We start from the raw sequence: 12932 nt of genomic DNA on the forward strand, positions 1-12932 counted from the left end.
ATCACGTGTACCCGCACGGCTTATCGGTGAATGGCTGAAGCCTAAGCCATGTAGTGATATGATAGAAGTATTCGTGTCTGAGATTGTCTCTGACTCCATAATTCAAAGGTTACATTTATGATCATCGTTACCGGCGGCGCGGGCTTTATCGGCAGCAACATCGTTAAGTCTCTGAATGATAAAGGTATCACCGACATTCTGGTGGTGGACAACCTGAAAGACGGCACCAAGTTTGTTAACCTGGTGGATCTGAATATTGCTGACTACATGGACAAGGAAGACTTCCTGATCCAGATTATGGCCGGGGAAGATTTCGGCGATATCGAAGCGATTTTCCACGAAGGCGCATGCTCTTCAACCACCGAGTGGGACGGCAAGTATATGATGGATAACAACTATCAATACTCCAAAGAGCTACTGCACTACTGCCTGGAACGTGAAATCCCGTTCCTGTACGCATCCTCTGCCGCCACCTACGGCGGTCGCACTTCTGATTTCATCGAGTCTCGTGAATATGAGAAACCGCTGAACGTCTACGGCTACTCAAAATTCCTGTTCGACGAGTACGTGCGTCAGATCCTGCCAGAAGCCAATTCTCAGATTGTTGGCTTCCGCTATTTCAACGTCTACGGACCGCGTGAAGGCCACAAAGGCAGCATGGCAAGCGTTGCTTTCCACCTCAACACCCAGCTTAACAATGGCGAAACACCAAAACTGTTCGAAGGCAGTGAAAACTTCAAACGTGATTTCGTTTACGTAGGCGATGTAGCTGCGGTAAACCTGTGGTTCCTGGAAAACGGGGTTTCCGGCATCTTTAACCTCGGTACAGGTCGTGCGGAATCTTTCCAGGCCGTTGCCGATGCTACACTGGCGTACCACAAAAAAGGCAGCATTGAGTACATTCCATTCCCGGAAAAACTGAAAGGCCGCTACCAGGCATTTACCCAGGCAGATCTGACGAACCTGCGCGCAGCGGGCTATGACAAGCCGTTTAAATCCGTCGCCGAAGGCGTCACGGAATATATGGCCTGGCTGAACCGCGACGCGTAAGTATGAAAATTTTGGTGGTTGGCCCGTCTTGGGTGGGCGACATGATGATGTCGCAAAGTCTCTATCGCACGCTCAAGGCGCGCTATCCCCAGGCGATAATCGACGTGATGGCACCTGCATGGTGCCGTCCGTTATTGTCGCGCATGCCAGAAGTCAACGAAGCTATCGCCATGCCGTTGGGGCACGGCGCGCTGGAGATCGGCGAGCGCCGTAAACTCGGCCACAGTCTGCGTGAGAAGCGCTATGACCGCGCTTATGTGCTGCCTAACTCGTTTAAATCCGCTCTGGTGCCGTTCTTTGCGGGTATTCCCCATCGTACAGGTTGGCGTGGCGAGATGCGCTACGGTCTGCTAAACGATGCGCGCGTACTGGATAAAGAAGCATGGCCACTGATGGTCGAGCGCTATGTGGCTCTGGCTTATGATAAAGGCGTGATGCTGACGGCCAAAGATTTGCCGCAGCCTCTGCTATGGCCACAGTTGCAGGTCAGCGAGGGTGAAAAATCGCTAACCTGTAGCCAGTTCTCCCTTTCAGCCGAACGCCCCATCATCGGTTTTTGCCCAGGTGCGGAATTTGGTCCAGCGAAACGCTGGCCACATTACCACTATGCAGAACTGGCAAAGCAGCTGATCGATGAAGGCCATCAGATTGTGCTGTTTGGCTCAGCAAAAGACCATGAAGCCGGCAATGAGATCCTGGCGACGCTGAGCGTTGAACAGCAGGCATGGTGCCGTAATCTGGCGGGCGAAACACAGCTGGAGCAGGCCGTCATCCTTCTCGCAGCCTGCAAAGCGGTGGTCACCAACGACTCTGGATTAATGCACGTGGCCGCGGCGCTGAACCGTCCACTGGTCGCATTGTATGGTCCAAGCAGCCCGGATTTTACGCCTCCGCTTTCCCACAAGGCGCGTGTCATTCGCCTGATTACGGGTTATCACAAAGTGCGTAAGGGCGATGCGGCAGAAGGCTATCATCAGAGCCTGATTGACATTACACCCCAGCACGTACTGGAAGAACTCAACGATCTGTTGTTACAAGAGGAAGCCTGACGGATGCGGGTTCTGATCGTTAAAACGTCGTCTATGGGCGATGTACTGCATACGTTGCCCGCATTAACCGATGCTCAGCAGGCTATTCCGGGTATTCAATTTGATTGGGTGGTGGAAGAAGGGTTCGCTCAAATCCCCTCCTGGCATTCAGCCGTTGACCGGGTTATTCCAGTGGCGATCCGTCGCTGGCGTAAAGCCTGGTTTTCAGCGCCGATTAAAGCCGAGCGTAAAGCGTTTCGTGATGCGGTGCGTTTACAGCAGTATGACGCGATAATCGATGCTCAGGGTTTGGTTAAAAGCGCGGCGTTGGTGACACGTCTGGCACGTGGCATCAAGCATGGTATGGACTGGAGCACAGCCCGCGAACCGCTGGCAAGTCTGTTTTATAATCGCAAACATCACATAGCCAAACAGCAGCACGCGGTAGAACGTACGCGTGAATTGTTCGCCAAAAGCTTGGGATATGTTAAACCGCAGTCGCAGGGTGATTACGCGATTGCGCAGCATTTTGTAAAACAGCAAACGTCCAATTTGCAGCCCTACGCTGTATTTTTACATGCGACCACGCGAGATGATAAGCATTGGACAGAAGCACACTGGCGGGACCTTATTACGCTGATACCGAAGACAGGGATTCGCATTAAACTTCCATGGGGAGCAGCGCATGAAGAGGAAAGAGCAAGAAGAATTGCGAAAGGATTTGATAATGTCGATGTATTGCCAAGGATGAGTCTTGAGGAAATTGCGCGTATCCTCGCCGGTGCTGAATTTGTAGTTTCGGTTGATACTGGCCTTAGTCATCTGACCGCCGCGCTCAATCGCCCAAACGTTACGCTGTATGGTCCCACCGACCCAGGGCTCATTGGTGGCTACGGTAAGAATCAGTTAACGTGCATTGCTCCGGAAGGAAAACTGTCGTTACTCACCGCTCAGCAAGTACTAACACACCTACCGTCCGACGTATAACCCCCCGACTCGGGACGGGGGCTCTGCACGCTTATCAGAACATGCAGAGCATCGGTAAGCTTACTACAGGAATGGTTTTACATGCGCCATGATCTCTTCGCAACTCACCTTCTCTAGCGCTGAACGATACTTAATTTCATCCAGCGTCGTATAGGCTTTGTAAACCACCTTGTGCAATTGAGGGTCCTGATAGGGGCCATAAAGATAAGGTGAGGTGATCACATACATACTCACCGTCGGTACCCGCATTGCCACGGCAAGGTGCATAGGTCCTGTATCAGATGTTACCAGCAGGTCCATATTCTTCACTTCCTGAATAAGCCCTTTAAGCGTCGTTTTACCGATAAGTGGCTTCACGCGGTCATGAAAGCGGCTATCCAGCTTTTGCAAAAATTCGTCCTGCAGAGGCACTTCATTCGGCGCACCAATCAGGACGACACGCACATCATCATGAGCAAAAAGTTGGTTTGCGAAAGTGACAAATCGCTCAACAGGCCAGCATTTCTTAAAGGATGATGCTCCCATTTGAAAACCAATCCAACGCAGCTTTGAATCTTCCTCGCTCACCGTACGTTCGACAGGAAACGGCAGGTGCATACTGTTGTCTGGCTTTTCATTCAGCAACGGCATGATAAGCTCCAGCTTTCGCTGAATAGTATGCCCAACGAATTTACTGATTCTGTTGGTTGCCCATTTACTTACGAGTGGGATGTCCTGCTTATCGTTATCCACAAAAACATACTTTGTGCCAGCAATAATGGCGCTAAGGAAATCATAAGGTGTATGTGAGTGAAGAATTACCGTCAGGTCTGGCGTTCCACGTTTCTTGATCTCTTTAACCAATGCCGGGAGGGTAGTGAGTTTATTATCCCATGAGATAAGATCGTCCCAGTCACTCCCCCCTTTGAGGAAGTCATACATCTTTTTGTGGCAAATCAGGGTGATTGTCGCAGAAGGATATGTCTGGCGGAGCGCATGAATTGCTGGAGAGTTCATCATGAAATCACCCAGCGCCGTTGAAGAATAAATCAGGATATTCTTCAGCTGATTTTTATCCTGATTTTCAAATTCTTGCTGACTAAAAGAAAAATCTTTCTTACGGGTGTATATCATTAAAAAAAGATTAACCAGTAATAGCTGAATTTTTTTTCTCAATGCTCTAATCATTAAATAAAACCTATTTAATCTATCGCCAGATAGAGATCAATATATCAACTTATCTATAGCAATAAGTAAACTTATGCTTCATCCATTGCCGTATTTTTACGCACTTGCTCCTGCAGACTTACAAACCGCGTAAATACATCATCGACGCTAATATTGCGAGCATCATAATCTTTTCCTTGCAGCATTTCGTACGGCACACCCCATGGCGTCCATAGCCATGCAGCCTTGTTGCCGAACAGCGCCACCACTGGTTTGCGCACCCCAGCAGCAATATGCAAGGCACCGCCGTCGCTGGTCACAATCTGATCGCATAGTGACATACCGGCCATCAGCTCACGAACGCTATTCGTTCTTACTGGAATAATCGGCAGATCGGCACATTGCGCGCTGATAAAATCAGCCTTATCATCATCACCGGGATGTAATTTATTATCTGATTTTCCTGGAGACCAGAATAACATAATATGGCACGCCTGTATGGCTGCAAGTTTATGAGCAAGCTCAACAAACTTTTCTTTTTGCCATTGTTGTTCTTCTCTTCGGGAACTTATCTGCAACCCATAAACAGGTAAATTATCCTGTGGAAATTCTATCTTTGCTTTTATATCAGCCAGTTCTTGTGGTGTGACATACAGCTCCAGCGGACCTGGTTTAGAAGTACAGCCTAGCGGTCCCGTTAATCTATTCAATAAATTGACCAGATGAAGCTGCTCCTGAGTTTCAGGAATAGCATCGGTGACAATATCCGGGCAGTCATTACCAATAGCGATAATTCTTTTAGCACCCGCTAATTTTGCCCACTGTAAAGGTCGTTTATCCCAATGCTCTTTGGCAATAATCGCGACATCATATTTAGCACGACGCAGATCGATAATCGTCTTCAGGCGCTGAAACAATACCTTGAGGCTAGATGTGCCTTTAGAACGGTGGTGCAGCTTGCTGTATAAGAAAACTTTACCTACATGAGGATTATTTTCGATAATCGATTGATTGTAGGTGTTAACCAACAAATCAACTTTGCAATTCATGTCTTTTGCAATAGTCGAGATCAGCGGCGTTGTCAGTATCAAGTCGCCAATGTTATCTCTACGAATAATTAAAACTTTCATTTTTTAGCCCGTGATATTTTATTACTCGTAAAGATCAGACCCAGCATTAAACCTGATAACGCAAGGTTTTGCTCAAGGTAGTGATCACGCATCATGTTATCTACACCACTACGGAACAAGAAGCTCACCGTTAAAAGAGACAAGTACAGACCCGGAATTATTAAATCACGAGAGAATGCACGCCAGCCAATAAGGATCATCAACATGACGAATACCAGCCAGTTGATAAGCCCAAGGACACCGTTCTGAAGCGCGACATCAATCAACCCGTAATGGCTGTTAGATTGCTGAATAATAGGGTCGTGATATTTTTCCTGCAGAAGCACTAAGAATGCATCTTTTCGCGGACCCGCACCAAACGGATATTCAGCGATCAGTTCGCTCCCCTGACGGAAGAACGATGCCCGGCAACTATTCGAGTCATCCATTATGCGGCCAGTGCTGTCCTGCATCAACGGGCCATCAAAACCGTTATAGCAACGACTGTGCATACCCAGATCCCAGCCAGCAACCATATCCATGCTTAGGCTTTTCCAGCGGGAGTCCTGATGCCAGGAAGTGTAGCCTATAATGCCTACTACTATCGTAACGACCAGTGCAGCCAGACAGAGCTTCGGCAAGTTCTTTCGGCTAATTGCTTTTAAGGCAATAAATACGCAGATAGAAATCGTACTACCAATCAGACCAATAGTGCCCCAGCGGGTCTTCGCTAATGCTGAACAGATGAAGCACAGCAAAATAAAGGCAGCCATCAATTTGTTGCTGAAAATAAGATACTTACGGCCCAGGAACAGTCGACAGGCAAGTTCTGCCAGTAAAATTCCCGTAACCATGTTTATCTGAAAGCTCATCTCGGTGCGAGTTGGTACAATCCACGTCTCACCCCAGAGTATCGTTCCCGTCTTGATATAAAAATAGATATTCTGCAGCAGGTGAATAAATATCACCCCTAGCGAACACAGAACAACTAAAGACAATACCTTATTGGCCGTTATATATTTAAAATGATACTTACAGATTGGATACAAAAAGAGTCCAACGAAGAATAATAGCCCCGCACGCAGGTATTGTCCCTGCCAACCGCGCAACATTTTCCCCACATCAATTGCAACAAATAACCCATTGACCAGTGTAAACACGAGAAAAATAAGAATTAAAGCGACAGCATATTTCGCCAGTCGACTAAGCTCAATAGATACATATTTTTTACGGACGTAAAAGTATAGCACTAATGCCGTACTTAAGTATATAAAGAGATTTCTATTAGTTGGTAAAATTGAGTTCTGGATAGGCCAGATAAAACATAGAACACAAAATGAAATTAACAACAAATAAACTGCAATACCTTTACACGAGGCTTGCATTTGTGTATTTGAATTCATATAAACCCTATTGAAACAAAACCCGACACATATTTATAAATAAAAAATGCAAGAAGAGACATAGTATGAATTCATTCCATGAAATACAAATTCCATTTACAACATATTTTTACAGTTAAAATCACAATGATTTTCGAATTGTTCTTTCGCGAATGGCTCTGGCTTTTCCTTCAACCTGTTCAATGAACACACCCTCATTCTTAATAATATCTTTCAGGTTACGGTTGAAATATACCTTTAAAAATCTATAATAATCTCGAGTCGTCAATCCAATATTATCGGATGAAAAATAAAGTCCAGTAAGATCCTTATTACGCCAACGTAATGGCACTTTATTTCTAATTTGTGCCCGATGCAGATCGATCACCGAAATTTTTAGACTATCTTCATTTTTATCATCAAATGGAAGATGAAGTAAGAAATGGCAAATATAACAATCACGATGGTTAACACCGCCAAGATGTATCGCGCGAACCATATCGGCTACGCGTTGAATCAGCATTCTTTTTACGTGCGGATGCGGGGGTTCAACACTCCAATTCGCACAATAATCTTCCAGGCTAATAGTTGGCGTTAAATCTTCGGTAATGATAAAAGAGGTTTTCTTTACCGGATTCCAACCCGTTTCGCCAAATGCAACGCCATGCATCGTATCAACGCCTAAGGAGGCTAAACGGTGTATGGCATTCCACTCACGGTCGGCACCCAGTACCGGCATACGAAGTGACAGTAGATTTTTAATGACTTCTTTATAAGTGGTACCTCGGTGCCACTTCAAAAAATAGCTCTTATCAGCAACGCTAAAACGAAGTGTGCGACGGGTTTCTAGTTCCCGAAAGACCTCACCCTGAAGCTTTCTAACCTCGATGAATGGGTCTTTTCCCTTCCACAATGTGGCAAAGGGTTCATTTAACTCAACCATGCAATTCACCTGTAATAATATCCGCTACATGTTCTGGCAAACTATAAAGATCCTGCGTATCCGCATAATGCCGCGCATTTTTCGCCCACTTTTCACGAAGAGAACTATCCGCCAGGACCTTATGCAAATCGTCATCAAACGCATGTTGCTCAAAAGGTTCACTCAATACAACACCGCATCCTGCCGCCGCTACGTGAGGTGCGTACCCGCAGACCTCCGTCACGAGCACAGGCAAACCCGCTGCGATAGCTTCAACCAGTACAATTCCCGCAGCTTCCTGCTTCGCCGGATGTAATAACACGTCCGCAGCCGCCATCAGATGTGCAACATCATCACGCCCAGCAAAGAAATGGACGTTCTCTTTCACACCCATTCTTTCTGCCTGCGCAGCGAATGCGCGAGGTTTATCCTGACCAACAACAAAGAGCTGGGTTTGACGACGGATACCCTCAGGCAGTGCGGCGACAGCGGCAATTGAGCGGCCGACTCCTTTTCGTGAAAAATCAGAACCAACCTGCAACAATAAGAAGTGATCCGGAGTGATGCCGATGGCTTCACGGTAGCGTTCACGGCTACCGGGGGCCTGGCTACTGTATTTTCTATCGGGATAGATGCCGGGCGGAAGAAGCTGAAAGCGCTCGTCTTCCGTATGGTAATACATTTTAAAATCAAGGATTTGTTTTGTAGTCAGCATCAGCAACTTTGTCTTCATCCCTGGTTTAAACACAGCTTGCTCAAAGGCTGCGTAGTGACGGTATCGCGCCGTTAAGCGATACAAGAACCCCTTTTCTTTCGCTACCTTCGCCGCATAACACACATCCGCTGCGTAGTAATAATCCAGCCCCGGCATTTTATTAAAACCCAGGACACGGTCTGCCGGGTACTGAGTTAAATGCTGCTGAACCCACGTCTGATACTGTTTATCTCGTCCATGGTTGGAATGTGCGGTAACCGGGACATCAACGCACTCAAATTCCGCCGGGCGCTCCCCTTGCCAGGCTCGTGTATAGACTCGGACATGATGCCCGCGCGCCGCGATCGTTTTAGCGATACGCATAAAGTCACGCTGTAGCCCACCATAGGGAAAATATTTGTACAGACAGAGGGCAACAATCATTGTGCATTCACCTCAATTTCTGGCGCGTCGCCATTGAGCACTTGCCAGGCGGCGTTAATAACATCCTCCGCAGGGATAACTGACGGATATTTATAACTGCGGTCCAGCTGCTCTCTTGGCGGTACTGGCTGATAGTTTCCAGCCCATAGCAACGTGACATTTTCCGCCCATGGCCGCCATGCGATATGATCCGTCGCGCCAAACAAACAAATGATAGGGGTCTTCACCGCTGCGGAAATATGCATAGGCGCGGAGTCAACACCGATAAACAACGCCGCATGATCAATGAGAGCAGCCAATTCAGGAAACGTCGTTTTACCCGCAAGCGCGGTGACGGGAGATAATTTGCATCCCTCAGCAATATCATGGATACATTCCTGGTCTTCCTTCCCAGGTCCAGAGGTCAGCACAACCGGATAACCTTGTTCCTGTAAGGCATCAATAACCTCACAAAATTTCTCGTTATCCCAACATTTAAAGATCTGACGTGCGGTTGGCTGAATAACCACATAGCGCTCACCCACGCTGAGCTGTTTTAGCTGTTCATGGATATTTTTCCAATGGGAAGGAGCGTAGTGCATGGACAGTTCGTGCTTGAGTGTTTTAAGCCCAAGTGGATTCAGAATCGACAGGTTACGCTCGACGATATGGTCGCCAGTAATCGGCACAAGATGCGTAAAGCTCTTCTGCCAGAAAGGCTTCTGACGGTGCGGGAAATCAGGAGAAAGTTTTGTATCAGCGGACAAAAAGCGGACCAATAGTGCAACCAGCCACTGATCGGTCAAGTTGATTACTAAATCATATTGGTTTTGGCGTAATTTTTTTATTAATGAAATGAAATTAGCGATTTTCTTTTTTGTCGTGGCGTTTTTCTTACTGATTCCATATAGCGCATTAATTTCCGGATTTTCAGATAAAATCGGCTTTGTGTCTTCGTAAAGGAGCACATCGATTTTGGCATCAGGATAGTTACGTTTTAATGTACTGATGACGGGGGTTGTCAGCAGCATATCGCCATGAAAACGCATTTTAATGACCAGGATATTTCTGAATAACTTTTCCACAAGCGGCTCTTTTGTTGAGAGTGTCCGATACCGTTAAGCAAAAAAAAGCACGCTACCGCCCCAAGCTCAACAGTTGCCTGATTACTGATATCGCACTAAAATTTTGCGCGCTAGTGTACCACTTCTTTAGTGGCAATCCGATACGAATAAAAGTTAAGCACATTTTTCTTTTCGTCTTTCCAATCAATTCATTAGCGCAGATTAATGTCAACTTTAAAACCAATTTTGTTATCCTCTCTAGCCCCTGACTTTAATTTCAAAGAGTTACGCCAGAATGTAACTTAATGGTCTATCACACGTCAGATTGACCACTTTAGCGTCTAATTGGTCCCTGAATGGCAAAAGTAATAGCAAAGCACCGGGTAAATACATAGAATCCACAGCACATCCATTAGCCAGCTAACGCCCATGCTTGAGTTGCTTTACACCACATTGCTCTACCTTATTCAGCCTTTGATCTGGATACGGCTTTGGGTGCGCGGACGTAAGGCTCCGGCCTACCGTAAACGCTGGGGCGAACGCTACGGCTTTTATCGCCGCCCGCTAAAACCCGGCGGCATCATGCTTCATTCGGTTTCTGTGGGCGAAACGCTGGCTGCAATCCCATTAGTCCGCGCTCTGCGCCACCGTTATCCCGACTTGCCGATCACGGTCACCACCATGACGCCAACCGGTTCCGAGCGGGTACAATCTGCTTTTGGCACTGACGTTCAGCATATTTATCTGCCTTACGATTTACCGGATGCCCTGAACCGTTTTCTGAATAAAGTTGACCCCAAACTGGTGTTAATTATGGAAACCGAGCTGTGGCCAAATCTGATCGCGGCACTCCATAAGCGCCACATTCCTCTGGTCATTGCCAACGCACGGCTTTCTGCTCGTTCAGCCGCTGGTTATGCGAAATTAGGTAAATTTGTTGGCAGACTACTGCGTCGAATTACGTTGATTGCCGCACAAAACGAAGAAGATGGCGCACGTTTTATTACGCTTGGCGCCAGAAGCAATCAAGTCACCGTTACTGGCAGCCTGAAGTTTGATATATCCGTCACACCGCAACTGGCCGCAAAAGCGGTGACATTACGTCGTCAATGGGCGCCTCACCGCCCGGTATGGATTGCAACCAGCACCCACGACGGTGAAGAAAGCATCATCATTGCCGCTCATCAGGCGTTATTAAATCAGTTCCCGAATCTTTTATTGATTCTGGTTCCCAGACATCCAGAACGGTTCCCGGATGCCATTAACCTTGTACGCCAGGCTGGACTAAGCTATACCACTCGTTCTTCGGGTGAAGTTCCATCATCAGGTACTCAGGTTGTGATCGGCGATACCATGGGTGAGCTGATGTTGCTGTATGGCATTGCCGACCTTGCTTTTGTCGGCGGTTCACTGGTTGAACGTGGTGGACACAACCCGCTGGAAGCGGCAGCGCATGCTATTCCGGTGTTGATGGGACCACATACGTTTAATTTTAAAGATATTTGCGCCCGTCTCGAACAGGCAAGCGGATTGATCACCGTCACCGACGCAACTACGCTGGTGAAAGAGGTCTCTTCCTTACTGACCGATGCAGATTATCGTAATTTTTATGGCCGTCACGCAGTTGAAGTTCTGTATCAAAATCAGGGCGCGCTACAGCGTCTGCTGCAACTGCTGGAACCTTACCTGCCACCCAAAACGCATTGAGGCAAGTCATGCAAAAACGGGCGATTTATCCAGGAACCTTTGATCCTATTACTAACGGCCACCTTGATATCGTGACGCGTGCTACAAGCATGTTTGATCACGTAATTCTGGCGATTGCCGCAAGCCCCAGTAAAAAGCCGATGTTTACTCTGGAAGAGCGCGTTGAGCTGGCACAACAGGCAACGGCGCATCTTGGCAATGTGGAAGTGCTGGGATTCAGCGATCTGATGGCAAACTTTGCCCGTGATAATCAGGCGAACATTCTGATCCGTGGCCTGCGCGCGGTAGCCGATTTTGAATATGAAATGCAGCTGGCCCATATGAACCGCCATCTTATGCCACAACTGGAAAGCGTTTTTCTGATGCCATCTAAAGAGTGGTCTTTTATCTCATCGTCACTGGTGAAAGAAGTTGCCCGCCACCAGGGTGACGTGACACACTTTTTGCCGGAAAACGTCCATCAGGCGTTAATGAGTAAACTGAAGTAATGCACCTGGCCGGATGCAGCATCCGGCCAGCAATGACACTATTTCTGACAGCGACGGCAATAGAACGTTGTACGCTGGGCGTGTTTTGTCGCAACAATCGGTGCGCCGCATGCACGACACGGTTCACCTTCTCTCCCATAGACCTGCAGCTCCTGGGCAAAATAGCCAGGCTTACCGTCACTTTGCAGAAAGTCTTTCAGCGTCGTCCCGCCCTGCTCGATAGAACGCAGCAACACCGCCTTGATAACGCGTACCAGCAATTCACACTCATCTTTCGACAGCGATGACGCAAGACGGTCAGGATGAATCCCAGCCGCAAATAGCGACTCGCTGGCGTAGATATTACCCACACCCACCACCAGCTTGTTATCCATCAACCAGGGTTTAATCGCCGTTTTCTTCTTTGCACATTTCTGCTGTAGATAATTGGCGTTGAAATCGTCGCTCAGCGGCTCAGGGCCAAGATGGGCGAGGACATTATGTCCATCCAGTTCTTTAGTCCACAGCCAGGCGCCAAAGCGACGGGGATCGGTATAACGCAGAACTTTGCCGTTGCTCATCACTAAGTCAACGTGGTCGTGCTTGTCTGCCGGAAGCTCTTCAGGAAGGATACGCAAGCTACCCGACATCCCCAGATGAATGATTATCCAGCCATCCGCCAGTTCTAGCAGCAGGTATTTCGCGCGCCGCTGTACGCTGAGGACAGGTTGATCACTCAGACGATAGATTTCCTCAGATACTGGCCAACGCAAACGACCGTTACGCACCGTCGCGTGCATAATCGTTGCTCCCACCAGATGCGGCTCAATACCACGGCGGCTGGTTTCGACTTCAGGTAATTCAGGCATAGTATCTCCGGCGGTATGTCAGGTCTCATTAATATGGGGACGGCCAGAAAACAAAAAACCCCGCCGAGGCAGGGTTTTTCTTTA

The 12932-nt window shown here is 47.7% G+C and carries 12 protein-coding genes; 5 read left to right on the forward strand and 7 right to left on the reverse strand.

Annotated features, from left to right (window positions below; translation table 11 throughout):
- The first annotated feature begins 117 nt into the window (after positions 1-117).
- From rfaD to rfaC, 3 genes are read left to right on the forward strand one after another with little or no spacing between them, the layout of a single operon-like run.
- On the forward strand, positions 118-1050 hold the full coding sequence (gene rfaD, locus OGX89_RS14090) for an ADP-glyceromanno-heptose 6-epimerase (protein WP_126956494.1): 933 nt from the start codon (positions 118-120) through the stop codon (positions 1048-1050).
- A gap of 2 nt (positions 1051-1052) precedes the next feature.
- Positions 1053-2099 (forward strand): ADP-heptose--LPS heptosyltransferase RfaF, encoded by a 1047-nt coding sequence (gene rfaF, locus OGX89_RS14095; RefSeq protein WP_003827310.1) that lies wholly within the window; start codon positions 1053-1055, stop codon positions 2097-2099.
- Positions 2100-2102: 3 nt separating this feature from the next.
- Entirely contained in the window at positions 2103-3065 is a 963-nt protein-coding gene (gene rfaC / locus OGX89_RS14100) for a lipopolysaccharide heptosyltransferase RfaC (protein ID WP_126956496.1), read from the forward strand.
- Between the two features lie 63 nt (positions 3066-3128).
- Here the strand turns inward: rfaC and OGX89_RS14105 are convergent, their stop codons facing one another.
- The 6 genes from OGX89_RS14105 to rfaQ form a co-directional block, all read right to left on the reverse strand.
- The gene (locus tag OGX89_RS14105; RefSeq protein ID WP_003827305.1) at positions 3129-4232 is read right to left on the reverse strand and encodes a glycosyltransferase family 9 protein; all 1104 of its coding nucleotides are present in this window, start codon (positions 4230-4232) and stop codon (positions 3129-3131) included.
- A gap of 71 nt (positions 4233-4303) precedes the next feature.
- Positions 4304-5341, reverse strand: a complete 1038-nt coding sequence (locus tag OGX89_RS14110) for a glycosyltransferase family 9 protein (protein ID WP_003827303.1) — start codon at positions 5339-5341, stop codon at positions 4304-4306.
- Entirely contained in the window at positions 5338-6723 is a 1386-nt protein-coding gene (locus OGX89_RS14115) for an O-antigen ligase family protein (RefSeq protein WP_126956498.1), read from the reverse strand. Before OGX89_RS14115 ends, OGX89_RS14110 begins: the two co-directional genes overlap by 4 nt.
- Before the next feature lie 121 nt (positions 6724-6844).
- The gene (gene rfaP, locus OGX89_RS14120; RefSeq protein ID WP_126956500.1) at positions 6845-7645 is read right to left on the reverse strand and encodes a lipopolysaccharide core heptose(I) kinase RfaP; all 801 of its coding nucleotides are present in this window, start codon (positions 7643-7645) and stop codon (positions 6845-6847) included.
- Entirely contained in the window at positions 7638-8762 is a 1125-nt protein-coding gene (locus OGX89_RS14125) for a glycosyltransferase family 4 protein (protein WP_126956502.1), read from the reverse strand. The genes rfaP and OGX89_RS14125 overlap by 8 nt, the downstream gene beginning before the upstream one ends.
- Entirely contained in the window at positions 8759-9826 is a 1068-nt protein-coding gene (gene rfaQ / locus OGX89_RS14130) for a lipopolysaccharide core heptosyltransferase RfaQ (protein ID WP_074170599.1), read from the reverse strand. Before rfaQ ends, OGX89_RS14125 begins: the two co-directional genes overlap by 4 nt.
- Positions 9827-10234: 408 nt before the next feature.
- Here rfaQ and waaA point away from each other — a divergent pair, with 408 nt between their 5' ends.
- Together waaA and coaD are read left to right on the forward strand one after the other, a co-directional pair.
- Positions 10235-11512, forward strand: a complete 1278-nt coding sequence (gene waaA, locus OGX89_RS14135; RefSeq protein WP_003827291.1) for a lipid IV(A) 3-deoxy-D-manno-octulosonic acid transferase — start codon at positions 10235-10237, stop codon at positions 11510-11512.
- Positions 11513-11520: 8 nt separating this feature from the next.
- Positions 11521-12000, forward strand: a complete 480-nt coding sequence (gene coaD / locus OGX89_RS14140; RefSeq protein WP_003024099.1) for a pantetheine-phosphate adenylyltransferase — start codon at positions 11521-11523, stop codon at positions 11998-12000.
- A 38-nt stretch (positions 12001-12038) separates the two neighbouring features.
- Here coaD and mutM read toward each other — a convergent pair whose 3' ends face one another.
- Complete coding sequence (gene mutM, locus OGX89_RS14145) at positions 12039-12848, reverse strand: bifunctional DNA-formamidopyrimidine glycosylase/DNA-(apurinic or apyrimidinic site) lyase (RefSeq protein WP_003827288.1); 810 nt, start codon at positions 12846-12848, stop codon at positions 12039-12041.
- Positions 12849-12932 lie beyond the last annotated feature (84 nt).

The sequence above is a fragment of the Citrobacter sp. Cpo103 genome, from assembly GCF_030332605.1.
GTDB lineage: Bacteria > Pseudomonadota > Gammaproteobacteria > Enterobacterales > Enterobacteriaceae > Citrobacter > Citrobacter portucalensis.

Coding starts and splice junctions, on each gene's coding strand:
- rfaD (WP_126956494.1), top strand. CDS start 118: ATGATCATCGTTACCGGCGGCGCGGGCTTTATCGGCAGCAACATCGTT.
- rfaF (WP_003827310.1), top strand. CDS start 1,053: ATGAAAATTTTGGTGGTTGGCCCGTCTTGGGTGGGCGACATGATGATG.
- rfaC (WP_126956496.1), top strand. CDS start 2,103: ATGCGGGTTCTGATCGTTAAAACGTCGTCTATGGGCGATGTACTGCAT.
- OGX89_RS14105 (WP_003827305.1), bottom strand. CDS start 4,232: ATGATTAGAGCATTGAGAAAAAAAATTCAGCTATTACTGGTTAATCTT.
- OGX89_RS14110 (WP_003827303.1), bottom strand. CDS start 5,341: ATGAAAGTTTTAATTATTCGTAGAGATAACATTGGCGACTTGATACTG.
- OGX89_RS14115 (WP_126956498.1), bottom strand. CDS start 6,723: ATGAATTCAAATACACAAATGCAAGCCTCGTGTAAAGGTATTGCAGTT.
- rfaP (WP_126956500.1), bottom strand. CDS start 7,645: ATGGTTGAGTTAAATGAACCCTTTGCCACATTGTGGAAGGGAAAAGAC.
- OGX89_RS14125 (WP_126956502.1), bottom strand. CDS start 8,762: ATGATTGTTGCCCTCTGTCTGTACAAATATTTTCCCTATGGTGGGCTA.
- waaA (WP_003827291.1), top strand. CDS start 10,235: ATGCTTGAGTTGCTTTACACCACATTGCTCTACCTTATTCAGCCTTTG.
- coaD (WP_003024099.1), top strand. CDS start 11,521: ATGCAAAAACGGGCGATTTATCCAGGAACCTTTGATCCTATTACTAAC.
- mutM (WP_003827288.1), bottom strand. CDS start 12,848: ATGCCTGAATTACCTGAAGTCGAAACCAGCCGCCGTGGTATTGAGCCG.